A 24,270-nucleotide genomic window follows, 5' to 3' on the forward strand; every position below is an offset into this window, starting at 1 on the left:
CTTGTAAATTTGTCTTTTGTTGTATTCGCCTCACTCTTTTGTTTGTTATACGAGTCTCGATAATGTGGAAGAGGAATCGCAATGAGATATGCGACGAGTACAAAAAAAATCCCCCCAGTTTATATCTATGCTACCGCAAGTATTTTGATGGTAATTATTGCGCTCGCGGCTTATATGTTGATGTCGCGTACTCCTGCAAATGATCGCCCCAAAGTTTTCGAACAGATAACGATTGCAACTAATACTGAATATGTAGGAACCTGCTCCATTATTGCGGCCGTAGAGAACGGTTATTTTCTAAATGAGGGCTTGCAGGTCAGGATACAGTCTCACTCAAGCGGTAAGGCCGCAATGGAAGCTGTCATGCAAGGACAGGCCCATTTGGGAACGGTTGCCGACATTCCAATTATGTTTGCAGGCCTTGATAACCGGCCAATATTAGTTATTGCCACCATATTCAAGGCAGAGAAAGATCATGGTATCGTCGGCAGGAAGGATCGGGGGGTAACAACACCGGTTAGTCTTAAGGGTAAACATATCGGAGTGACACAAGGCACTTCTGCACATTTTACGCTGGATGCATTCCTTAACAGACAAAAATTGAATCCTGACGACGTGACCAAGCACAACTATAAACCTGAAGAACTGGGCAAAGCACTGGAAAAGGGAGAAGTTGATGCGGTAGCGGGTTGGGAGCCATTTCTAGGCAATATTCTGACGCAATTAGGTAGCAACGGCATCGCCTTTAACGGACAAGACGTGTATGAAAGCCTATATGCCGTTGTGGGCGTAAGGGATTATGTAAGCAAACATTCTGAAACAATTAAAAAAACATTGCGGGCCTTGGCCCTGGGTGGACGTTTTTGTAATCAGATGCCCGAAGCGGCCCGAAAACTGGTGGATGGCATGATAAAAACTGACACCAAGAATCTGGCAGACGCATGGCCATCCTATCGATTTGACCTCGCTCTTGACCAGGGCTTACTTCTCGCATTGGAAGATGAAGCGAGATGGGCTATCAAAAATAAGCTAACAAATAAAACGGCAACTCCTAATTATCTTGATTACATTTATCTAGATGGTTTGGAGGCAGTAAAACCGTCATCAGTTACCATTATTCATTGAGAAATAAAGTGAAAATTTCAACTCGACTGAAATTCGCCGAACTATTTTCTCTTGCAGTAGTTGCAGCAATTGTCGTCGTTTTGTTATCGACAAACTTGCAGATGCGTCGTGAAATTGCAAAAAATGAAATTGCTGGAGAACTTTTGCAAGCGGTTACTTCGCTTCGATATCTGACTTTGGAATATGCCTTGCTCCATGAGGAACGCACCATAGCACAGTGGAAAATGAGAAATGCCTCATTGAAAAAACGTCTTTTATCAATAGAGGAGTTTACTGAGCCTGAGGGAAAGAGCGTTATAAAAGGATTGATATATACCAATGAAAATCTTGAAAAATTATTTGCCTTATTAATTGCCAATCGTTCAGAGCTGGAGAATGACAGCAATAAAAGTGACATGCTGAAAGAGCTCGAATCCAGACTGTTGGGGCAAATTTCCAATAAGGCACAGGGTATGATCTCTGATGCTATAAATCTATCCGAACAAAGCAGGACTGGTGCTTTAGACGCACAACGACAATCATTTAATGGAGTAATTCTGTTTGGAGGTATGGTGATACTCGTTGTCACCTTCACTATCTACCTGACGCTGAGAAGCGTAACCAAACCACTTGAAAAATTGCGCCAAGGCACAGCTATTGTTGGGGGAGGGGATTTGGAGTTTTCACTCAATATCCAGACGCAGGATGAAATTGGTGATCTTGCTCGTGCGTTCGATGGCATGACAGAAAAATTGAAATTGACCACAGTTTCGCGCGACAAACTCGCAGACATCAATAATTCGTTGCAGACAGAAATTATTGAGCGACAGCAAGTAGAAAAGAAAGCGCAGGCGCAACTTAGTCGTTTAAATCTCTTACATCAAATTACCCGGTCTATCGGTGAGCGCCAGGATTTGCGTAGTATCTTTCAAGTAGTTATTCGTAGTCTTGAAGAACATTTACCCGTCGATTTCAGTTGCATCTGTCTCTACGACCAACAAAAAAATATACTTCTGGTTGCCAGTATTGGCCTGCACAGCGAAATGTTGGCGCAAGAACTGGCCATGACTGTCAATAGCGAGATCGCTATTGACGAAAATGGTTTGTCTCGTTGCGTACGTGGGCATTTGGTTTATGAAGCCGACATCAGTAATGTTGCTTTTTCTTTCCCTCAGCGTTTGCTTAAAGCTGGCTTGAACGCATTAGTGATGGCTCCATTAAGAGCGGAAAGTGTGGTATTCGGCGTGCTCGTTGTTGCAAAAAATCAGGCATTTAGTTTTAACAGTGGTGAATGTGAATTTTTGCAGCAGTTAAGTGAACATGTCGCTCTGGCGGCTAATCAAGCTCAATTATATGGATCATTGCAGCAGGCTTACGATGATCTGCGGCAAACACAGCAATCAGTAATGCAGCAGGAACGATTGCGTGCATTGGGGCAAATGGCGAGTGGCATTGCGCATGATATTAATAATGCAATTTCCCCGGTGACACTGTATACCGAATCTTTACTTGAAACGGAAAAAAATCTTAGTGAAAAAGGACGAGGTTACCTGGAAATAATTTCTCGGGCGATCGATGATGTCGCCGCCACGGTCGCCAGGATGAGGGAATTTTATCGGCAGCGCCCACCTCAACTTAATTTAATGCCAGTGGAAGTAAATAAATTAGTGCAACAAGTAATTGATCTGACGCGCGCAAGATGGAGCGATATGCCACAGCAACGCGGGATAGTGATTGAATTACGAACCGAACTGGCCAATGATTTACCTGACATTATGGGCGTTAATGGTGAAATCAGGGAAGCGCTGACGAATATCATATTCAATGCAGTAGATGCCATGCCGAATGGAGGCATCTTAACACTGAGAACGAGACTGGTAGAGCACTCGCATTTGTCAACTGACGACATGAAAGTAATGCGGGTCTTGATAGAGGTTAGCGATAGTGGCGTAGGTATGGGCGAGGATACCAGACGTCGATGCCTGGAACCTTTCTTTACAACCAAAGGCGAGCGCGGTACCGGTTTAGGGTTGGCAATGGTATATGGAATGATAGAAAGGCATAGCGCTGATATTGAGATTGACACTGAGCTCAATAAAGGAACAACGATGCGCTTGAGTTTTCTGGTACCGACAGCAATTAAAGAAGTGTCGCAAGCTGTAACGTCACGTGCTATTCCCACTCACAAGCGTATGCTTGTGGTAGACGACGACCCTATGGTCCTTAAATCTGTAAGGGATATTTTGGAAATAGATGGTCACAGTGTTGTTGCTGTTAACGGCGGTCAACTTGGAATTGATACATTTCGTGAGGCACAAGAAAGAGGTGAGTCATTCGCTGTCGTCATCACTGATTTGGGAATGCCTTACGTTGATGGTCGCAAAGTCGCCAGCTCAATCAAGAAAATGTCACCCATGACACCGATTATTATGTTGACCGGCTGGGGACAACGACTGGTTGATGATGGAGACGAGCCGACGCACGTAAATTGCGTGCTCAGCAAGCCACCTAAATTATCTGAGTTGCGAGAGGCTTTAAGAAAAATATTGTGACAGGTGCGCATAGTAAGTGTTGATGACAGTAAGGCATGATGTACCAATTTAATATTGGAGGTATTATTAAATTAATTTTCTTGCAATCATCGATTGCTTCGACGTTTGCTAGTAGTTCATGAAAGGAACATGAATGGCTACTATATTGATCGTAGATGATCACGCGTTAAATCGACAATTTTTGGCTGCATTGCTCAATTTTCAGCATCACAAATTGTTATTGGCGTCAGATGGTTTGGAAGGTTTGAAATTAGCTTTACAAGAACATCCTGATTTGGTTATTTCAGATATCTTGATGCCACATATGAACGGCTACGAATTCGTGTTGCGCATTCGTACTGAGCCTTCTATCGCCAACATACCAGTCATTTTCTATACTTCAACCTATAGCACACGTGAAGCGGACGTTATGGCGCGTTCTTGTGGCGTCAAATGGGTACTGGAAAAACCTTCGCCACCGGATTTAATTTTGAAAACCGTGCGCGATGCGCTTGGAACAACGACACCAGTCAAGATTGCTGCTCTACCTCTCAATGCACCCCAGGCAGGAAACCGATTCGGGTCCATCGACCATCAGTTGACCGAATATTTACGTGAATTGGAAAGCAGCAGTCAGTTAATTTCCAAAATAGCGGAAGATACAAATTCACAGCTTCCTCAGAACGACGAAGTAAAAGAAACAAATAAAAGATTGTCGCAGTCACTTGCTGATCTACAAGCGGTAAGCCTGAGGCTAACGGCGTTGATCGATATGGGTATTGAATTGAATTCTGAAAGGGATCCGATTCGCTTGTTGGAAAGTGGCTGCCGTGTTGCTCGCCATGTCTGTGTCGCAAAATACGCTGTTGCAGGCATAGTCCATTCTGATTATGAAACAATATTGAATTCTTGTGTAAGAGGATTAGAACCCAAGTTCAGTGAATATTTCTTTTCGCTCCCAATTGCTACGGGAGTGCTTGGAAAACTGTTGAGACAAAAAAATCCCGTGCGTTTTGAAAACCCTGGCGGGAATCCAGAGAGAGTGGGATTGCCGGTTGATCATCCGCCCGTTCATTCATTTCTTGGTGTGCCGATTGCCAGTTCAAAACGCTGCTACGGCTGGATTTATCTCGTTGATAAATTTGATGCCAATGAATTCAATGAAATTGATGAACAAACAGTGATGACAGTCGCCACCCAATTGGCAATTGCTTATGAAAACCTGGATTTGTTTGAAGTAGTTCAAGAGCATGCAAATCGCCTGGAAATTGATCTTGCTGAACGCAAACGAATTGCAGATCAACTATACGAAAGCGAGACTCGCTTTCGTCAATTGGCCGAGAACATCGATGAAGTTTTTTTTCTGATCGATCCGGTAAATGTAGTTGTTTTGTACATTAGTCCAGCATATGAAAAAATCTGGGGGCGTAGTTGTTTAAGTTTATATGCCAAACCACAATCCTGGCGAGAATCGATCTATCCCGATGATATGTCGGCCATACAGCTTGCGGAGAAAAATTGGAAATTTCCCTTGCCGGTGACAGCAGATCACAATTTCGATCACCGATACAGAATAATTCGCTCAGATGGAGTTGTGAGGTGGATACACGTTCGTGGTTTTCCAATTCGCAATGACGCTGGGGACATATATAGAATCGCCGGTGTTGCCGAAGATATTACAGCGCAGGAAAATTTGCAAACTTCATTATTGGAGCGTGAGGCTGGTTTGCAAAGAGCGCAGTTAATTGCAAAACTCTCTCATGTTATTACTCAGTCAGATGGTTCGTTTGAAAGTTGGTCGGCTACTTTACCTCAGCTAGTTGGAACAACGAGCGCAGCCCTGCCAACCAATACACGTGATTGGTTAAGTATAATTGAACCAATTGATCGCGAACGCTTTCGTGCCATTTCTGTTGCCGCAGGTAAAAGCAAGCAGCGTCAGGATATTGAATATCGCATCAGGCGTGGTGATGGTGAGTTAATTCATGTGCGACAAGTCATGGAACCTTTACCCGATAAAAACTATCTGGATAGTTCGCTGCGCTGGTTTAATACCATTCAGAACGTGACCGAACAAAAAATACAGCAGCAGAACATCGCTCACTTAAATCGTATTTATGCTGTCTTGAGCGGAATCAATTCTGCCATCGTTCGTATTCGCAACAGAAATGAACTACTACACGAGGCGTGCAGGGTATTGGTCAATCAAGGTGAGTTTTGTGTTGCCTGGGCTAGTGTCCTTGATGCGAATACAAACGACATCATTATGAGCGCATGGTCTGTATGCGAGATTGGTGATTCAAAAAATCCGCTCGTAAAAGCGATAAAGTCAACGATAAATAATGGGGCGGCTAGTGCAGTTTTCAAGGAAAATCGGCCGATAATTTACGACAATATTCAAACAGACTTAGCGCAGTCAGCTCTGAAGACAAAATTCTTGGAAAACGGTTTTAAATCCTTAATCGCATTACCTTTGACCCTTGATAATCAGGTCATCAGTGTGATTGTTGTAGTAGCAGATTCTATTGCTTGTTTTTCCCAAAAAGACACGAGAAAACTATTCGATGAATTAGCTGGCGATTTATCATTTGGTTTGCAATTTATAGAAAAAGAAGAGCGACTCAATTATCTTGCCTATTACGATGCGCTGACCGGGCTACCCAATAGCATGTTGTTTCATGATCGATTAACGCAATTGCTACACGCATCGTTTAATTCGGATGATCTGGTTGCAGTGATTATGATCAATCTCGACCATTTTGCGCAATTTAATGAAGTTCATGGACGACATTCAGGCGATGCAATACTTAAATTGGTTGCCAACCATTTAAGTGCGGGATTAAAAGAACCATATAGTCTTGCGCGTGTTGGCGGAGATATATTTGCTATCGCTTTCGGTGCAATCAAACGGGAGGCCGATGTCATCGCACAGTTAACGCAGCAAATACTGGAACCGCTTGGTCAGACCTTCAAATTGTCACAACATGAAATCCGGCTTTCTATTCGAGCCGGCATTGCTCTTTATCCTGCTGATGGAGAAGATGCAGAGACACTGTATAAACATGCCGAAGTCGCTTTAAAGAAAGCAAAGTCATCAACTGAACAATATCTGTATTACTCCCGGAAGATGAATGAGGCAATTGCTGAACGAATCGCTTTGGAAAACGCATTAAAGGAGGCCCTGGAAAATGGGCAATTTGAAATATATTATCAACCCCGTGTTGATTTACGTATTGGCAGTATCGTCAGTGCGGAAGCTTTAATTCGATGGCATCACCCTGTACGCGGTCAAATTTCCCCCATAGAGTTTATTCCTCTTGCAGAAGATACCGGGCAGATTGTCGCTATCGGTGAATGGGTTATCGATACGGTATCTGCTCAGCAAGCGCTGTGGCGCCAGGAGAAAATTGAAATAGTTCCGGTAGCAATCAATTTATCGGCAGTTCAGTTTAAAAAAGGGAAAATATTACAGACCGTACGTGACATCGTTGCAAAATATGAATTACCTCAAGAATATATCGAATTTGAATTAACTGAATCTGTGGTAATGGATGAACCCATAGATGCGATTAGCAATTTGCAAGAGTTGAAGGATCTAGGTTCCAAATTATCGCTGGATGATTTTGGTACCGGGTACTCGTCATTGGCGTATTTAAAACGATTCCCATTTGATTTTATTAAAATTGACAGGGCCTTTATTACTGATGTGTGTAATTCTCCGGAGGACGCTGCCATAGCAAAAGCCATCATTGCAATGGCACACAGTTTAGGGCTTCGTGTTGTAGCGGAAGGAGTTGAAACCATGGAACAATTGCAGTTTTTGTTGGATCACCATTGTGATGAACTTCAAGGCTATTATTTTAGTCCGCCAGTACCTGCAAAAAAATTCCTGGCCATGCTGGTTGAAGGAAAACGTTTGACCACAACCTTGCAGAAAAAAAATGCCTGATGTTGTCAGGCGTTTCAAAAAGACATTCCTGAGACACGTCCGCGACGTGAACTATTTGACGGTGGATTTGTACATTTGACGAGTAGGGGAGTAGTAGACACCGGATTTTGCGCATATGTCAGACATCCGGTCTATGTCTGTAAAAATCTTGCCTGGTGGATATTTGCGGAAGGTGCGGCCTATCGAGGCGCGATGTAGGCAAGCTTACTTGTAACGGGCTATTTCTGAGGTACGGCATATGGTTCGTACGGACTCGAAATACTTGACATATATGAAAGATGCGCCTTATCGTTTCATATCCCAAAGTGATATAACCATGTCAAATGTTTAGTGTTCGGCTTCTCTTGATTTTTGCTTTATTCCTTCCGTTGATAGGCAATGCTCACATAACAGCTTGTGTAGATACGGATGGCAAGAAGACGTACACCGACGGTGAGTGTCCAGGAACCACAGTTGCCAGAATTGTTCGCGATCCTGCCCAGCCGCCGCAAATTAAACCGTTAAGTCCGGCACCAGCACCGGTTTCTGTTCCGGGTCCGCATCAAAATTCAATCTACGTGAGCAAAATTCAGCACCTTTTGCAGCCATTTTAAAACACTCCTAATTTTCGCATAATTTATATTATGTCAAATCGCAGGCTGTATTGAAATAGGCACTGTTTCTGCCTCTTTTCAAAAAATCACCCTTCTGACGGGCCGAAATTGATTTGACACACATACGGAATTGATTTGATATTTCCGCTATTGATTCTATATAAAACAAAGGCCGCAAAAATTGCAGCCTCTTTTTCTAACTATCCGTGGTGCTCGTGGCGCTCTGTTCTTACTGGCACTCGATGGCACTCGATCCTATAGCCTTAACTGAACATTTCAGGGAAGTTCTGTTGGAACACTTCAAGGCTTCTTCCTTGCATTTCGGTCTTGATCTTTGGTTTCTTATCTTCGCTCTTAGGCGGATTAAGAGTTCCATTGCTAAGTGCCGCTGTGAATTCAGGGACAGTTTTCCCAGTCATACGCGCCAAGTTCAGAATATCTTTGTCCGTTAAAGATGCAACCTGTAACAGGTTTTCTTGGGTCAAAGCTACGCTACTGAGGTCAGTTAGTTGAGGTAATGCCGGTGTATTAGTTAATGCAATACTAACAAGAGATTGCACTTCATAGGTATCTTTTGTATAGGTAAATACCGGCGAGATAAACCTATACTCGTTCGTCACGATCATGGCTTTTGCTGCTGCTGTCCATTCTGCGGCTTGGACGTACAAGCCATCCGGTTTCCATGCAAGGGTGTTAAACCACCCTGCTGCTGGCGATTGCTGGCCGGACAGGCTCTGATGTTCGTAATCAATCAAGTAGTCCTGATTACGGCTAACAGCTTCTGCCACAAGGCGCTGGCCTGTGGCTTCGCTCAAGTTCCAGTATTGGTCCTGTCCAGGTCTGCCATCGACAGCTTTAAAGCGGCCAGCAGGCAGAATACGAAATTCTTTGCTAAGCGTAAGCGGCTGTGTCAGTGCCGACGCGCACATGGTTAAATGAGTCATTGCGTGTCCCCGTTAAACACTGAGTGAGCTAATTTGACTATCAATAGCGCTACGCTGACTAACAAGGTCACTGAGGCGCGTGTCAATGCGCTCAATTTCTAATGTTCGCTCGGCAATTGGCGTGCCTATCTTGTTTAAATCTTTGTCTTCATGGCTTATCTGCATTGCGTCAAAATACGCGCCAATTTTGGCCTTGATAAGATCACCAAAGAAGAATAGCAAGGGTACATCTGTCGTTTCAAATAATCCCACGTCTGGAATGACCAACTTTGGATGCGACATAGGGAACACTTTTCGCAAAGTATCCCCTGTACTTAAATCAGTTGCTTCGTCGTAATTCAACGCTGCCGGGGATTTTTGAATGGTATAGGGGTCACGATTTGGGTAGAGGAACTGGCGCAAGTTGCGTACCCATTGGCCATCCTGTAAGAATAATGACGCTCTCGCATCTACATAGTCCATCAGCGCTCGTTTTACATCAGATATTGGCACCGGCTGCGCTTTCAGTTCTTTTTTCTTTTGAGTCAACGCGCTTTCTTCTGCAATGATGGCTTCGCGCTGTTCACGCAGGGCGGCAAGAGAGTTTTTAACTATTTCGACTGCCGCGAGCGAGTCGCTTATATCGTTTTGTTTCATGTGAATTCCTAGATAGAGTAATTTGGGTTTAGTGCACAGCACTCATGTCGGTTGTCTTCAAGACTTCCCAAACACGGCGATCTGACAAATCAAAGTCACTGGCAATTTCATTGACCGATTGGCCTTTGTTATATGCTTCAACAATGCGACGATTACGAAGCATTCTTCTATATTCCTGGTCACGTGGAATGTAGATTCGTTCGCCGCCAAAATGAGACATCAGCTTGTCTGTGGCTTCGCTGCCGATTGCCTGGCTAAAAAGAGCGATTGTCTTTTCGCCTCTGCCATTACCGCCTTTAGGAATGTCAAACGTACATCCGGCCAAATTCCTGGTCTGCATCAGCTTGAATGCAGCGTCTGTGCCGATTACGTTAATAAGCAACGCCCTTGTTTCATGTCGATTGCAAGTCATCATTCCCCCTTTAATCCTATTACGTAGTCGATGGGAGAATTGTCCCTGATAGCGATCAGTGACATAATTAGAAGTGCTTCAGTAGGGATGGGGCTGGTGGCGTTAAATCGTATCAATTCAAATTAGTGCGATGAATCTAGACGTTTTTCGTAATAAATTCACTCAAAGATAAACCACTTGCTATAACATCATCTAAATAGAGAACGCGACCACCATTTTTTGCGGCATCAGATATCGGACCTGCTTTTTTATCAGCGGTTATTACCACGGAGCTTAACGATGCGACTGCGACAGAAACATCTGCCTCATTCTTTGCTAAGCCAGTTGGTCGTCGTGATTTAGCATTCATAAAACGCTTGGTTTCTTCACGCTCTCTCCATGCACGCTCTTGTTCAGACTCGAAAGTGCCTTGGCCAAAACCAGCATATATTACTGGTCCGCCTGTTGCGCTCGCTTCAGCGAAGCCAAAAATCGCTGAAGTAATAACGTTGCTAGCTTGTATGCTGCGTCCGATATATTCTTTAAGTGCTTGTTTGTCCGAGGAGTCTTTGCCGAAATTTGGGATTTCTTCAATCTCAATTTCCACTTCTCTTGTTTGATACAATGAAAAAAATTCAGGTGGCAACTCATCCACGAGGCAAATCTTGGAATTGAATAAATAATTCCAAACATTGGCATCTAAGGTTACGGATATGGTCATGGTAAGAAAGCCTTGGTATTTCATCTGAAGTTTAGTGTGACTGACATTTGTCACTAAATCAAAGGATATAGCTGTGCAGTCAGCACATGAGGTAGTAAAATCTCTCCGTGTGTAGCACTCATAGACGGCATCGTCTGGGACGTAATGGTTAAGGAAAGTAAACATTAGCCCGCCGTTGCTACACATTCCCCCTACTCATTCGTTTGCCTGCCTCAACAGAATATCAATAGCAAGCGCGTTAAACCCCCGTTAAAAACTGCCGAAATCTTGCGGACATGGAAAGTTACCAGCAGAGAATAAAAACGCCTTGTAGCGCGTTTAGCCAATTTTGCTGTTAAGCGCGAACTTATCGTTACAGGAAAGCAAAAACCGCTGTTGCCAGCGGTTTTTTTGCGCGTCGTTAATAGCTCTATGGTTTCTGCACAGAGACTAGTCTGAGTGCTGCCCGTGCTGGCCGGATACGATTTACATCAGTCGTATTACTCACAGCGTCTAGCAAATGCCTCAGTTCTGCGATAGCCGCTTCATCGCCAGGCAGTGATGATCGCGGCATTGCCCCCTGTTCGTGCCCGTCTTCCAAATCACGGATGCTTTGATACGCGCCATCAAGAAACTTGGCATTGAGTTCGCACATGCTGCGGCCAAGATGGTGCAGGGCCGCGCCGATTCCATCCAGTACATCTGGGTAGGTTTCTTCGTGGCTGAATCTCAGTAGCTGCCCTATCGCAGCTATACCTGAGCCAAGGTCATGCACATCATTGAACAAGATTTCACATTGGCTTGCTGGTTTCATGATTTCATCTCCTTTTTCCCATTATTTGCTATCCAGTTGTTTAACGCAGCGATCAGCTTACGCATGGCCTCTCGCGTTAAAAACCTTGGATGATCAACTTTGCATACCTTTTTGGCGAAGGCGGTAAACCGTTCGTCATCACATCCAGTCATCCCCAAAGCCTGACATCGGCGATTGGCTACACTCCACTGCACCTTAGTCGGACGGTCATCAGTGATTGTTGCACCTTGCACCGCCTGAATGCGCGGATGATTCAGCGCATTGCAAGCGCGTAAGGTATTGGCAACTGCACTCAATTCGGTCATTGTGCAGTCTTTGGTACTCCTCCTGCCCGTTAAACTTTCCAGCCATGCCCGATAATCAGCATCATCCAGATAGCCCAAACGATGTGCGCCGACATGAATTAATTTAATGTAATCATTTCTGGTTGGCATGGCTTATCCTTTTGATAGAGCAGCTAAGGTATCTGCGCTGATTTCATCAAATGAGCCTAGGGATGCTTTAAATGTGCCAATAAGTTTATGCAGGCCACCGCCTCCCCTGACGAGCTTATGGCAAATCTCCCTCTCTTTTTTGCCGGAAACACCCCATGCGCGAATCAGGTCATCGATATCATCCTCACTGGCACCTTTGATTTCTACTCGCCAAGGACTCATACGTCCAAGAATCTGGAAAGCGTTTTCTTTGTTCAGTCGCCTGTAAATTTCATTGTTGCCGATCAGGGCAACGCCAAAAGCCTTGGCATCCACAAAGCTGCGCAGTGTATTAATCATGGCTATACCGTTGGCGTTCTTGGCATCAGCCATTTGCTGTGCCTCATCAATGACTAGCACCCCTCCCCGCCCCTGTGTTGCACTCATGATGTCGTCAAAAACGCGGCTCTCGCTACGGTTTTCATGGACTGAGCCTATACACTCACGCGAAATCAATTCAAGCAGTGCTTTGGTGGTGCTGTGGGACGGTTTCAGTGTCACTTTCCAGACCGGGCATTCAAAGCCTTCTGCCTTGCGTATTCTGGCAAGGTATTCTTCAACGCCTTCACTTTTGCCGCTGCCGGAAGGAGCAGAAATATCAACGATCACAGAAAATTCACGCGCCCGGCTGATGGCCGCTGTGACCTCACGAATGACGCTAGTTTCAATCCGGCCAGGTTCCCTGCGTCGTTGCGTGGTGCGCTCCTGGTCAATTTCCTGAAAACGTTGTGCCAATGCCGTTTCGATCAGGTTTGCCTGACAATCATCCCCTATCCTTCGTGCCATCCTAAAATGCGTGAAATCCTTCGCCCATGCGCTGATATGCTCAACCTCTAAGCCTGTTTCATTGGCAATGCGCGTAACAGAAAATCCCCTTGATATTTCATCTGCCAGCCGATTTTTTAACGATTCCCAGTGTTCAAATTCCTGCTTGAGCAAGGTTTCGGCTTCTGCCTCTTCCAATTGCCCGTATTTTTCATCTATCCAATTCAGCATGTGCTGTCTGGCGTGATGGTCAGTTGTGCGACCGTTAAATCCGTTGTTTACAGCATTTCTCAATTCGCTTAACATATGGCTCCTAGCGTTAAATAATGCTGCGTAAAGGGATGCGCCCCGTTACGCAGTTTGGTTTTTTGGTGTTTAGCCTGCCTTGAGGTGGGCTAAATCCTTCTCCAGCTTCCTCTTCCTCAATTCTTCCAGCCTTGCATTTCTTGCGTCAGTTTCTTTCTGCTCCTCTGCCATTTTGTCGATTTTCTCTAGGTCTTTACGTTGATAAATCTGACCTGTTTTGGTGCTGACAAGTTGGTTTTTGTTGCCTGCCACTGGTTGTAATGCAGACGGCAACTCCTCGACGGTCTGCAATTTGGTGGACGGTGCAATGACGGTATCGGCACCTGAAGCAATCGGCGGCAGGCTCAGTGATGCGCCATTTTCAAGCTGTGGCAAGTCAATTCCTGCTTTTGCCTTCATCGTTTTGATGAAATTGGCACGTGGTTTCAAGTATTCCCCTTTGTCTGCCATGTGTTTTCTGACCAATTCCCCCTCATGGTCATTGAATGGAATGCTGCCTATTGGCGCGGCATCACAAATGAACTCGTCACCGCAGTAAACGGAAATCGACGCGTCTGGATTGCCCCACTCGTAATGCACGTTAAAATGCCGTTCTCGCTTTGCAGGCGGCAAGTTCGATAAGGCTTCATGCCAATACCGACGGGCTAAATAACCCTCAATGGCAAAGCGTATCGTTGCATCTTTCTTATCCAGCTTCAGCGATTTAACGCCCATGCGACAACGGCGAATTTCTGACACTGTGGGCTGGCGAACGGTCGCAACCTTGGCAAGTTCTTCATACACTTGCAATACCGTTTTTCCGTTCATGCCTTGGCCGCGATGACCTCCGAAATCTCCTTTTTCATACTGGGTAATGACCTCGATCAGCTTGGCCGCATAGACATCAATGGAAACGGCGCGGTTTTTATCAAAGTCTTCGGGCTTCGCTAATGGGTTGTGGCCGCAATAAGCCCCTATAAAATCGGGCGCTCTGTCGCAATTGTCGCCAATCACGTTCCACCATGATTCAATAGATTTGCCGCGCCCCTGGCCGGGTTTGGACCATTTCACCTTGACATCCATTGCAGTCAATATGCCTTGCGCTTCCTCAGTGTTATATTTGAAGCGGTAGCGGGTGCGCTGGTGTCCGGTGAATGCCTTATTGGCATATTCGCGGCCATTGTCCAGATTGAAATACTTTGGAACGGCATTTGCTCTGCTCAAGGCTGAACCATAGGCACCAAGTACCGCCTCAGCATCAGGGGCTTGACAAACGCGAATGGACAAAACCCGCCGTGTCCTGACTTCACGAATAGCAATAACAAATGGGCGGTTGATTGTGCCATCTGGCCAGACACACCAAACGTCAGCTTTGCGCCCGTCTGAATCCCACATCTCATGCAGTGCCAATGACGAATAATCACGCTCGGCAGTGGGGAAACTGCGTTCTAGTTGCTCGCGTGTGTTAAACACCCATGCCGGTTCTTCCTTCAATCGCTTTGCAATCGTGTCTTCGTTCGGCAATACCCAGCCCTTACCTACGCCCTCTTTTAACGTTGCACGAATCAGCACTCTTAAGTTACTGGCAGGAGATTTGATTTTTAACGCTAATAAGAACTCGTATGCCGCTGGTGTAAATTCCGCCCTTTTGCGTCCGCCGTGATAATCAGGGCAGAGCAGCGGCTCCCAGTGCTGACGGGGATGTCCCTTGGTGTAGTCAAGGTAACGCCGTAATGTCGCACGAGAAGCCCCATGACTGGATTCGATGGCTTTTTCAGCAAAACCAATGCTAACGCCGGTTTCCAGTAGCTCATGGTAGGCACGCGCGACTAATAAAGCGTTCCTGGCTTTTTCTTTGAAGTTGCTGCCCTTGCGTTCGTAACGCTCCCATAGCTGATTGTATTCATCGTTTGGAAGTGCCGATTTAGGGGCCAACTCAACCACATCGTATGTAGTGGCTTTGTCTAAGATTTCCGCAGCTTTTCGCGCTGCGTAGGCTTTCTGGGCGGCTTTGGGCAAACTAGATAAGGGAATTAGCCAGCCTTCACCGCCGTTGATAGTCTGCTTTTGCGCACCTAGATATTTTCCGGCTGCACAGTGGCGACGTATTTTTTTAACGTGTTCTTCTATTAAATCGGCAACCTGAACCACCGTTAAAATGACAGACAATGTGTCCAACCTTTGTCCGACCGGATTTTCCAATGGTTGGACAGCATTTTTTCTCGACTCGTCAAAAATATGAGTACTTTCAATGGCTTGACCATGGTCGGACACTTTTATTTGATTCACAGCTTGAGTGTCCAACCTTTTCTGTTGAAGGTCGGACATTAAACGGTCGTTTTTCGATTTCATGTGTCCGACCTCAGTCAACAATCTCGCCATGCTTTAAGCCAAGTAATACAGCGGCTTTGTGACTCTTCCCTATTCTCGCTTTGCGCTTTCCTTTAAGGACCCCATACACTACAGATGGGGGTAGATTTCTTTCATGCGCCCACTGAGATATGCTTATTCCCTTAGTGGCAAAATCGCTTAACACTTCTGCGGCTGTCTTTAATGTTGTAGGCTTCATAGACTCCCCTATATAATAGTATCTCGTTTGTGAATATATATCACATTTGTGAATATATACCTCGTTTGTGATAGCGTCAATAGGTATTCAATGAAAAACATCGGCGGTCGATTAAAAGAAGAGCGAGAGCGATTAGGGTTCAGCCAAGCCAAATTTGCATCTGCTTGTGGAGTTGGGAAGACGGCTCAGTTTAACTATGAGTCGAATCTTCGTTGGCCTAGTGGGGAATACCTATACTTGGCAGGTGAATTGGGCGTAGACGTTGGTTATCTTTTATTTTCTGAACGCACAACATCATCGACTGCATACGCTCTTGGGGCGGCAAATGTATTACCGTTCGTCGCCGAAAAAGTGGGCCTAAACATTGATGCTTTGTTATGGATACTTCAAAGAGCGGCAGAATCAGAATCCAAAAATTGGGGCGGGGACGGGCTTCTAATTAAACAAACGGATTTCTTATATTTGGTAGATGAGCTATGTAGTTCAGGCGACTTATTGGCCGATGTTATAACGGCAATTGCAGCAGCTAAACACGAAAATAATATTTCGTTATCTCTCGATAAAAACTACACAGTTACCATGATGCTTTACCGTGCATTCAAGGCAAACGGAAATATAGATAAAGTCATGGTAGAGGATGCAGTTAAATTGGCTGCTTCCTAGATATGGTTTAACGCTTTGATCCCAAGCGGGAAATAGCATGCAAATTGACGCACACGAATAGAATTACGTTGCTTTCCGATTTAGTTGTAGTAGCGCCTTTTGCATGAATATTTCCGATATTGCTTAGAAACCTAGCACAATCAAATCACTATCTTTCATTCCTGTGTCAAAATATGTGCGGAATTTACTAAATCTCTCCATTTAGTTTCAGAGCCAAGATTTTCAGAAAATACCGCGAAAGCCGCGCCGCGCTTAGTTTTCAGCGTTTTCCTTGCCCCTCGCTGAATATCTCAATTCAATCACTCCCCCTCAGTTGAGCCGCTGCCTACACTGGTGACGGGAAATCTTGCAACAGATTGTCCTCTCGACGAATTTCTCCGGATGCCAGCGCAAATCGAAATCGGTTATCTCGAGCATAAATTTGCCCATGACCGTAGGCGATAACGATTCCGTTTATTTGGGCTACAACGTCTGACGTTATGTCGGCAACACCGTCGCGGCCATCAAATACCCCCAACATGCTTTGATTAGCCTTATTCAGGGTCGGCCGGGATTGATGTAAAAATACTCAAATTGCGCTGTAACCGATTGATTTATTGAAGAATTCTCGTTTTATAGTTCATCGGAGGCAGCTGTCGTTGCAGATCGAGCGTGTAATTGCCGTACCGGTTGATGTGCTCGGTTCGATATGGAGCTAGACCGGCCAGGATCTCCTCGTCGATCGGCAGGCCCTCCCCCTGCATCTCCTACGTGACTGAGCCCTGGCTGGCGCCGTGGAAGCCGGAGATCGAACCACGGTCGAAGCAGCAGCTCGCCGCGACCGTGCGCGACGGCAGGATTCAATGGCAGATCTGACGCCAGCTTAGGCTATCAGTGAGATGACTTTCTTTAGAAGCAGTGCTCTTGCCATTTCCATTGCCTGCTCACGTGAAGCAGCAAGAAATAAAGGATAGCCCCAGAACTTGGCAAAAACCACCGCAAACGCTTTGAAGCCAAGACGTTTGGCCGCGTTGGGCTCGATCATGATCATTGCCAGAACCAACTTGCGCAATTGAACCTTGTGCTTTTTCATCCAGAGCGCGGTGCGTTTTTTTTCTTCCGGCGAGTGCTCATGGTCTTCGGCAGGTACGGTATCGGTCAAGATTACAAAGGGCTCCCCGCGCTGCAAATTGGCCTCGAATTCGGCGAAGTCTTTTTGGTGATCATGTCCCGGCTCTTGCGTAAGATTCATCCAGACCAAGGGGAAGTGAGAACTATTGATAGACATGGTTGTTGCCTTTGCTTTTGATGCGACGCCAGGTGACCGCGATGGCGAACACGCCCGGTAACGCGATGAAAAATACTGCCGAGAAAGCAACGTGCCAGCCGTCGCGCAGCCCGTCGGAAATCCCCCCGAGGGTATTGAGAATGACGAGCAGGCTGCCGAGGATCAAGACAACCCAATGGGCCGTACGGGTTCCGATCAATGCGAGAAGCACCGTGACGATCCAGGAACCATAAAACGCGGAAAACATCCACAGTACGCCGGGCTCAAACGTCATCGCCGGTGCCGTTCCCTGCGCTCTCACAAAGTCGTTTACGTAGAAGAATAGCTGGAACGTTACAAACAGCACGGCACCGGCGGCTGTCGTCAACCAGAACATGGCGACCTTGTTTGGGTTGTTCATGACGAAGTCCTGGGCGGGGCTTAGAGGGGGCTGAAGGGGCATAGGGGATTTCTCGATAATCAATGGTTGTATGTCTGCGGATTTCCAACGTGTGAAGCGTTCGCCTGCGGACAAATCAATACCTATAGTTCAGCGTCACCATCACGTTGCGTGGTGCGCCATAACTTATGGTGTCGAAATCGCCCTTCTGTAGCGCGTACTTCTTGTCGAATACGTTGTTGAGGTTGACGGCCACGTTGGTCTTTTTCGTGATGGCGTAATGCCCCATCAGTGATACAAGGGCATAAGAACCTTGTTCCCCGCCCAGCGAACTGGTGCCTGTGTTGGGTGCCTGGTAGAAGCGGCTTTGCCATTTGACACCTCCCCCCAGCGTTAACCGGTTCCACTCTCCGGGCAACTGGTAGGTGGTAAAAAGCTGGGCCGTGGTGCGCGGTATTTGCGAATTCAAGCGGGCGCCATCGCCATCTTGCGCAGTGAAGTGGGCGATACCTCCGTAGGCATTCCAGCCACGCGTCAACTCGCCCTGCAAGTCCAGTTCGATCCCGCGCGACTTCGTCCCATCCGCGCCTTTATAGGCTTGGGCGCCGCCTGGCGTATAGGTTCCGGCCAGCATCTGTGCCGCGTTGTCCAGCTCGGTCTCGAACAAGGCCACTGACGCATTCAGACGCCCTTCCATGTAAGCGCCTTTAAGGCCTACTTCCTTGGTTTTTCCCTTGGATGGCGTGAGTACGTTGCCCCTGCTGTCGCGATAGTCGGTTTGCGGATTGAATATGCCCGTGTAACTGACGTAGGCCGAATAGGTCTTGTCGATGTCGTAGATCAAGCCGGCGTACGGGGTGAATTCACTGCTCTTCTTGTAGTGCAACGACGCGCCACTGACGTTGTCGTCTATTTCGTAGTTGCTGAAGCGGCCGCCGACGATGAGTTTCAGAGGTTCGGCGAGCGAAAACCGGGCTGCGCTATAGATACCGCTCTGCTTGATTTGGGTGCGGGTCGGTATCGAAGTCATGGCATCGAAGTCAGGGCGGGGATAGGCCGCGCTCAGGTCATGGACATTGACCGGCGCAAAGCCTGCATAGAACGGCGCGATATCCCCCTGGCTGGCCGTGCGATGCGAACTCGTCGCCCCTATCACCAGGTCATGCTGGCGACCCAGTAGTTCGAATGGGCCTCTCGCCATCACGTCGAAGGTGTTTTGACGGCTGCGACCTTCGGCCGCCAGCGCTACCGAATAAGCCCCGTAGGGAAAAGAGCCCAGTCCCGTGGCACGATCGGGGCGGCCGACCAAGCCGAGCAGTTCGGCATCGTATTCCGTGCGGTACTGGTTAGCGACGGCCCGGATGTTCCAGCCGTTGTTGAAGCGGTGCTCGATCCCGGCAAACGCCGTCTTCAGGGTGTTGTCCCAATGGCTCCAGTCCTGCGCGTAGTTCTTGGAGCGTGAATACGCCGCCTGCGTGCCGTCACTGAACCATAGAGGCAAACCTCCCCAGGTGGATCCCTTCGGTGTGATGTCCTGATAGTCATAGCCCAGGCTCACCGTCGTGTGTGGCGTTAGATCAGCCTCGATAATGCCGTAGAACGCCTTCCTCTGCGGCTTGTAGCCATCGATATAGGAATGTCCGTCCTGGTACGTCCCCACCATGCGCGCGCGAATGCGACCGTCCTCGGTCAGCGGAGTTGATACGTCGGCCATTCCCCGGTGGGTATCCCAGCTACCCGCACCGAGCGAGGCGGACGCCGAGAATTCACGGGTCGGTCGTTTGCGCACCAGGTTGATGGCGGCCGAGGGGTTGCCGGTGCCGGTCAGCAAGCCGGAGCCGCCGCGCACGACCTCGACACGATCATAGAACGCTGTATCGATAGAACCGATGCCGCTCCCATTGACGATGTTACCGACGACGGTGGGGATGCCGTCATACTGAACGTTGTTGATCAGAAAGCCACGCGAATAAAAACTCGTCCGTTCGCTGTCGGACTGGTACGACGAGACGCCCGTAGTGTTCTCCAGCACACCCTGCACCGAATTCAATTGCTGGTCGTCCATACGCTGGCGCGTGATCACCGTCACCGACTGGGGCGTCTCCTGCAGCGACAGCGGCAGGCGCGTCGCCGCCGTCTGGCCCGTGGTGTAGGAGCCGGTACCTTCGGTGGTCGCCGTATCCTTGCGGCCCGTTACGGTGATGGCTGGCAAGGCTATCTCCTCTTGAGACGTCCCTCCTGCCTTGGTTTGTACCTGCCCTGACTCGGCGGCGAATGCGCCCTGCCCGCCAATGAGAACTGCTGCTGCCACTGCCGAGCCCAGCACGGTGCGAGGCGCGCTCCAGTTGGCGTCCTTGGACGACCCGTCCCGATGACGGTAGAAGGCGGCATCTGCGCGCATATCGGTTGACCAACGGAACTTCCCAAGAGTGGTGAGGATAGGCATAAACAAGACTCATTTGTATTTAGATGCCGTATTTAACAATAGGGAGAGGGAGAAGCAGTAGTGAAACCAGGCCAGATTGTTATTCGCTTAGGCCAACCTCTATCATTACCAGTACGTTGGCCGTATTGAGCAATATTTTGACCTGATATCACAATGCTACAGGTTGCCAACGTGGGTAGGCTGCACTCGGCCCAGCATGCTTTGCCGGACAGCGGGCGCTAAACAGCAGTCGGCAGTTCCGGGCCAAGACCGCAATATCCAATCAGATTAAGATGCCGTCGGGAGCCTGATGCCAGGCACGGGAGCAAGCTCCGCGCCGATGGTGCGATCCGAGAGGTAGCGCGCCGGGGGCTTGCCCACCGCCTTACGGAACATGGTGACGAACCCGCTGGCGTTCTCATATCCTAGTTCCAACGCCACTGTTTGCACGCTGTTACCCTTGGTCAAACGTTGAAGCGCAAGAATGACATGCAGTTGCCTACGCCAGCCCCCGAAGCTCATTCCAATTTCGTGCAACAGAAGACGGCTCATGCTTCGCTCACTCATACCAATGCGAGTAGCCCAATCGGCCTTCGAAGTTTTGTCCGTGGGGTCGGCGAGCATCATTTCTGCGAGGCGGCGCAATCGGAGATCGCGCGGCATGGGCAAATGCAAGTCTTCCACCGGCGCCGCCACCAATTCATCGAGCAATGCGGCAATCAACCGGTCTTCCCGCCCTCCCTGCGCATACAACTCAGGAACACCTGCCACCTTCAGCAGTAACTCGCGTAGCAATGGCGATACCGAAATAGTGCAACAGGTTTTCGGAAGATTCGGTATGGCGTCAGGCTCGACGAAAAGACAATAGCATTCCGTTTCACCCGCCCCCCGTGCCGAGTGGGGCAAGTCTCCCGGTATCCATATGGCGCACTGCGGCGGCACGATCCAGACACCGTCTTCAATTTCGCAGTTGAGGATGCCGCGCACGGAGTAGATTAGCTGCGCCTTGCGGTGCTGATGCCTCGCATTTTCCCAGTCTTTTGTTACCGATGTGGCACTCAAGGCCACAACGGGGCGCGAGACGCTGTCGATGTCCCTAGGCACAGTTAGATCGGTGATGGCAATGCTCGACATTATGTGTAAAGCCTCGGATGGAAGATGAGGCATTGGCCTGAATGCAAAATATTATGACCAACTTGCTTAATAACGTCTAGCCATTACATCGGGGAACCTTGAATTAACGATAATTCCGGTTCAAGCGCTGAGCATATGGCGGCCCGAAAAGCGGCTACTGCGCAGATCATGTTGAAGGTTGGCGAATAAATTTTTGAAGTTAAGATATTCAGGACACAAACAAATGGCATTGTAATAATTACTGTTATCAATTTGCGGTAGACAAAGGCTGTGTCGAGGCACTGCTTGATGTTAACTGCAAAAAAGAATCTCCGAAATCGTGTCGATGAAGCGACAGAATTAGCGGTCGCTGCCTTTGCCGTTGAGCAGCCTGCCTTTGGCAAGTTATGCAAACTCTGAGTGACGGAAAGGAGGTCTGGCTCGATAAAATCACCACTTTGAATAATTGATTTGATCCGACAATCACCTTCTTCAAATCGGATATGCCATCAGAATGCAGTGTTGAATACGCGACGACATAATGAATATCCGATTCGTGTTTCACACTAGCGACCACTTCGCCCATGAAGTTACCGGCTTGATTAACGAGTTTGATACCAGCGCCAACGGAAAAATTCTGTCGATGCTAAGTCAGCAAATGGCATTGCTATGGAAGTCAAATCGCTCTGCTTGCTCTCTACTACGCCACGTACAGCAATACCGCGCCAAAATGGCACATGCTCCCGCCAAGCACAAACAGATGCCAAACTCCGTGTCCGTGACGCCATTTGTGATCTGTTGCATAAAACGCGATGCCTCCAGTGTAGAGTGCACCGCCTGCTGCCAGCCACCAGAAGCCGTCCATCGTGAGCGCATTGATGAGCGGCTTAGCAGCAATCACGCCAACCCAGCCCATCACCACGTAGATTAGCAACGACATTAGTCGCATTCCTTTGGCGTACCACAATTCTTGCAGGACGCCAGCAACGGCAAGCCCCCACGCCACGCCGAACAGCGACCAACCCCACGCCCCCCTTAGGCTGACCAGTGTGAATGGAGTATAGGTACCAGCAATTAGCAAGTAGATCGCGCAATGATCGAGCCGACGCAATACGTCCTTGGCTGGCCCTTGTAAGCTGTGATACAGCGCAGATATAAAATACAGGGCAAATAACGTGGCAGCGTAGATGCTAAAACTAACAATCTTCCAATATTCACCACTGCGAACTGCTATTGTAATCAGCGATACGCCGCCCACTGCCGCCAGCACAGCACCCACCGCATGGGTAATGCTGTTGAAGCGCTCTCCATAATACATGCGTATCCCCTACAAATTTCCCACTATTGAAAGCTGCGGCCCAAACATTGTAATTTGCGTGGGCGCGTTGTGTACTTCCTGGCGACGGCTACCAACCGTTGACACGACCTGTCATGTCCCAGTTCTATCCGATAGAAGTGGCCCTATTGTAATGGATCAATACTTTCATTGAGTACACCCTGCCTTTTGTCGGTAGTTTGCGCTTGATAAAATTTTACCAAGGCATATCACAGATACTCTGCGTCCTACTTGGTTAGATAAAGCTGAAACGGTCAGTAGATTAAAGCAACGCTTGCATGTAGTGATGGCCTACGGCTGGGCACATGAATACTATCAATCGACTCCTGTGGCTGTGGTTAATCGTATGCTGCCGCAACAGCCTGGCAAATCGGTGAGAACCAAGCATCATCTTAATTTGCCATTGAAGGATAAGCCACCATGCTGCGGTGCCGGGATCAGCCGACGCATCAGGCAATGTTTCCAAATTGGCGCTGAAAGTACCAATCAAATTTTTATCGGCAGTATAAGCAGCCGATCCAAAACTGAGCATGGAATTTGGACCCGGAATTGGCCCGTCAGTCTCCACATCAGTACTGATATAAATTTCTTGCAATTGAACCGCTACAAAAAATTTCGTTAAACACTTTAATTTATCTGGCAACAATTCCCCAGCCAAATCCACGGTCATTGATAGACCAAACAAAAGAATACAATGTTACGGTCTTATTAAGACAGCTTTAGATGTCCAGGACGCAATCAGCAAATACATAGCCCTGCATATTCCGGCAATTCAGATGATTACCAAAAATTAATCGATCGATTCGGGATGAATCACCCTCCAGCCATCGCTACGAGCATCACCGATTGAAAAAGGCAGCAAGTTCAGTGGGCAAATAGAAAGCCGGAATGCCAGTGCGAAAAAGACCCCATTTTGAATCGAATCCCTCAAGCTGAAATCAGGAAGGAAATACCATATCGAAAGCATACAAACGACTTCGGCGGCGACGCCTGAAATAAAAATAATACGTCGGCGAGTGCAGGACACCGATGCAATTGCCTCGTTGGATAGCGTCATCGTAGGAACCAGCAAAGGAATGGATTTCTTACGCAACACTCTGAAGCCGAATTTTCCACCTTTGGCTCCAGTTACCTCTGCAGCTAGCCAGTGCCCAAATTCGTGCGCCATACTGAAAAAGAAAAATGCGGCCATGAAGGCTAACAATGGGTAATCCCCCCATTTTTAACCGCAGCTAAAAGTAGCACTATGCCGCAATGGCGAGTTTTTGTTTCGGAGTAGACCCTCCCAAGGCCATGTTAGGCCGCTCATGATTGTACGTCCAAAGCCATCGTG

The 24,270-nt window shown here is 47.7% G+C and carries 20 protein-coding genes and 2 pseudogenes; 6 read left to right on the forward strand and 16 right to left on the reverse strand.

The annotated features are described in order from the left end of the window. The first annotated feature begins 81 nt into the window (after nucleotides 1-81). From ACO0LK_RS22235 to ACO0LK_RS22250, 4 genes are all read left to right on the forward strand, one after another. Entirely contained in the window at nucleotides 82-1,125 is a 1,044-nt protein-coding gene (locus ACO0LK_RS22235) for an ABC transporter substrate-binding protein (protein WP_422978957.1), read from the forward strand. An 8-nt stretch (nucleotides 1,126-1,133) separates the two neighbouring features. Further along, complete coding sequence (locus ACO0LK_RS22240; protein WP_422978959.1) at nucleotides 1,134-3,656, forward strand: ATP-binding protein; 2,523 nt, start codon at nucleotides 1,134-1,136, stop codon at nucleotides 3,654-3,656. A 133-nt stretch (nucleotides 3,657-3,789) separates the two neighbouring features. Further along, nucleotides 3,790-7,584, forward strand: a complete 3,795-nt coding sequence (locus ACO0LK_RS22245; protein WP_422978961.1) for an EAL domain-containing protein — start codon at nucleotides 3,790-3,792, stop codon at nucleotides 7,582-7,584. Between the two features lie 323 nt (nucleotides 7,585-7,907). Next, nucleotides 7,908-8,177 (forward strand): DUF4124 domain-containing protein, encoded by a 270-nt coding sequence (locus ACO0LK_RS22250; protein WP_422978963.1) that lies wholly within the window; start codon nucleotides 7,908-7,910, stop codon nucleotides 8,175-8,177. A 263-nt stretch (nucleotides 8,178-8,440) separates the two neighbouring features. On the opposite strand, the gene ACO0LK_RS22255 is transcribed toward ACO0LK_RS22250, so the two are convergent. The 9 genes from ACO0LK_RS22255 to ACO0LK_RS22295 all read right to left on the reverse strand — a co-directional run bounded on the left by ACO0LK_RS22255 (nucleotide 8,441) and on the right by ACO0LK_RS22295 (nucleotide 15,754). Beyond that, nucleotides 8,441-9,121 carry a phage protease gene (locus tag ACO0LK_RS22255; RefSeq protein ID WP_422978965.1) on the reverse strand — a complete coding sequence of 227 codons (681 nt, stop codon included), beginning with the start codon at nucleotides 9,119-9,121 and terminating at the stop codon, nucleotides 8,441-8,443. Between the two features lie 12 nt (nucleotides 9,122-9,133). Continuing rightward, complete coding sequence (locus tag ACO0LK_RS22260; protein ID WP_422978967.1) at nucleotides 9,134-9,757, reverse strand: hypothetical protein; 624 nt, start codon at nucleotides 9,755-9,757, stop codon at nucleotides 9,134-9,136. 28 nt (nucleotides 9,758-9,785) lie between these two features. Further along, a complete protein-coding gene (locus ACO0LK_RS22265; protein ID WP_422978969.1) occupies nucleotides 9,786-10,169 on the reverse strand; it encodes a Mor transcription activator family protein in 384 nt (127 codons plus the stop codon). A 136-nt stretch (nucleotides 10,170-10,305) separates the two neighbouring features. Further along, a complete protein-coding gene (locus ACO0LK_RS22270) occupies nucleotides 10,306-10,869 on the reverse strand; it encodes a hypothetical protein (protein ID WP_422978971.1) in 564 nt (187 codons plus the stop codon). Between the two features lie 409 nt (nucleotides 10,870-11,278). Beyond that, nucleotides 11,279-11,662, reverse strand: coding sequence for a hypothetical protein (locus ACO0LK_RS22275; protein WP_422978973.1), 384 nt, complete (start codon nucleotides 11,660-11,662; stop codon nucleotides 11,279-11,281). After that, a complete protein-coding gene (locus ACO0LK_RS22280) occupies nucleotides 11,659-12,096 on the reverse strand; it encodes a phage protein GemA/Gp16 family protein (protein ID WP_422978975.1) in 438 nt (145 codons plus the stop codon). Before ACO0LK_RS22280 ends, ACO0LK_RS22275 begins: the two co-directional genes overlap by 4 nt. A 3-nt stretch (nucleotides 12,097-12,099) precedes the next feature. Then, entirely contained in the window at nucleotides 12,100-13,206 is a 1,107-nt protein-coding gene (locus tag ACO0LK_RS22285) for an AAA family ATPase (RefSeq protein WP_422978977.1), read from the reverse strand. A gap of 69 nt (nucleotides 13,207-13,275) precedes the next feature. After that, nucleotides 13,276-15,537 (reverse strand): transposase domain-containing protein, encoded by a 2,262-nt coding sequence (locus ACO0LK_RS22290; RefSeq protein WP_422978979.1) that lies wholly within the window; start codon nucleotides 15,535-15,537, stop codon nucleotides 13,276-13,278. Between the two features lie 10 nt (nucleotides 15,538-15,547). Continuing rightward, nucleotides 15,548-15,754 (reverse strand): DNA-binding protein, encoded by a 207-nt coding sequence (locus ACO0LK_RS22295; RefSeq protein ID WP_422978981.1) that lies wholly within the window; start codon nucleotides 15,752-15,754, stop codon nucleotides 15,548-15,550. Nucleotides 15,755-15,844: 90 nt separating this feature from the next. Here ACO0LK_RS22295 and ACO0LK_RS22300 point away from each other — a divergent pair, with 90 nt between their 5' ends. Beyond that, entirely contained in the window at nucleotides 15,845-16,417 is a 573-nt protein-coding gene (locus ACO0LK_RS22300; RefSeq protein WP_422978983.1) for a helix-turn-helix domain-containing protein, read from the forward strand. A gap of 862 nt (nucleotides 16,418-17,279) precedes the next feature. On the opposite strand, the gene ACO0LK_RS22305 is transcribed toward ACO0LK_RS22300, so the two are convergent. From ACO0LK_RS22305 to trhA, 5 genes are all read right to left on the reverse strand, one after another. Beyond that, on the reverse strand, nucleotides 17,280-17,684 hold the full coding sequence (locus ACO0LK_RS22305) for a hypothetical protein (RefSeq protein ID WP_422978985.1): 405 nt from the start codon (nucleotides 17,682-17,684) through the stop codon (nucleotides 17,280-17,282). Next, the gene (locus ACO0LK_RS22310) at nucleotides 17,671-18,084 is read right to left on the reverse strand and encodes a hypothetical protein (RefSeq protein ID WP_422978987.1); all 414 of its coding nucleotides are present in this window, start codon (nucleotides 18,082-18,084) and stop codon (nucleotides 17,671-17,673) included. Before ACO0LK_RS22310 ends, ACO0LK_RS22305 begins: the two co-directional genes overlap by 14 nt. Before the next feature lie 115 nt (nucleotides 18,085-18,199). Continuing rightward, nucleotides 18,200-20,509 carry a TonB-dependent siderophore receptor gene (locus ACO0LK_RS22315; RefSeq protein ID WP_422978989.1) on the reverse strand — a complete coding sequence of 770 codons (2,310 nt, stop codon included), beginning with the start codon at nucleotides 20,507-20,509 and terminating at the stop codon, nucleotides 18,200-18,202. A 267-nt stretch (nucleotides 20,510-20,776) separates the two neighbouring features. After that, nucleotides 20,777-21,622 (reverse strand): AraC family transcriptional regulator, encoded by an 846-nt coding sequence (locus ACO0LK_RS22320; protein ID WP_422978991.1) that lies wholly within the window; start codon nucleotides 21,620-21,622, stop codon nucleotides 20,777-20,779. Nucleotides 21,623-22,301: 679 nt separating this feature from the next. Next, a complete protein-coding gene (gene trhA, locus ACO0LK_RS22325) occupies nucleotides 22,302-22,919 on the reverse strand; it encodes a PAQR family membrane homeostasis protein TrhA (RefSeq protein ID WP_422978993.1) in 618 nt (205 codons plus the stop codon). Between the two features lie 238 nt (nucleotides 22,920-23,157). Here trhA and ACO0LK_RS22330 point away from each other — a divergent pair. Then, a pseudogene (locus ACO0LK_RS22330) lies at nucleotides 23,158-23,217 on the forward strand (hypothetical protein); the annotation flags it as partial. A gap of 135 nt (nucleotides 23,218-23,352) precedes the next feature. Here the strand turns inward: ACO0LK_RS22330 and ACO0LK_RS22335 are convergent. Both ACO0LK_RS22335 and ACO0LK_RS22340 read right to left on the reverse strand, forming a co-directional pair. Further along, nucleotides 23,353-23,532, reverse strand: a pseudogene (locus ACO0LK_RS22335) (exonuclease); the annotation flags it as partial. Between the two features lie 195 nt (nucleotides 23,533-23,727). After that, the gene (locus tag ACO0LK_RS22340) at nucleotides 23,728-24,129 is read right to left on the reverse strand and encodes a hypothetical protein (protein ID WP_422978995.1); all 402 of its coding nucleotides are present in this window, start codon (nucleotides 24,127-24,129) and stop codon (nucleotides 23,728-23,730) included. Nucleotides 24,130-24,270 lie beyond the last annotated feature (141 nt).

Source organism: Undibacterium sp. Ji49W, from assembly GCF_049340205.1.
Lineage (GTDB): Bacteria > Pseudomonadota > Gammaproteobacteria > Burkholderiales > Burkholderiaceae_D > Undibacterium.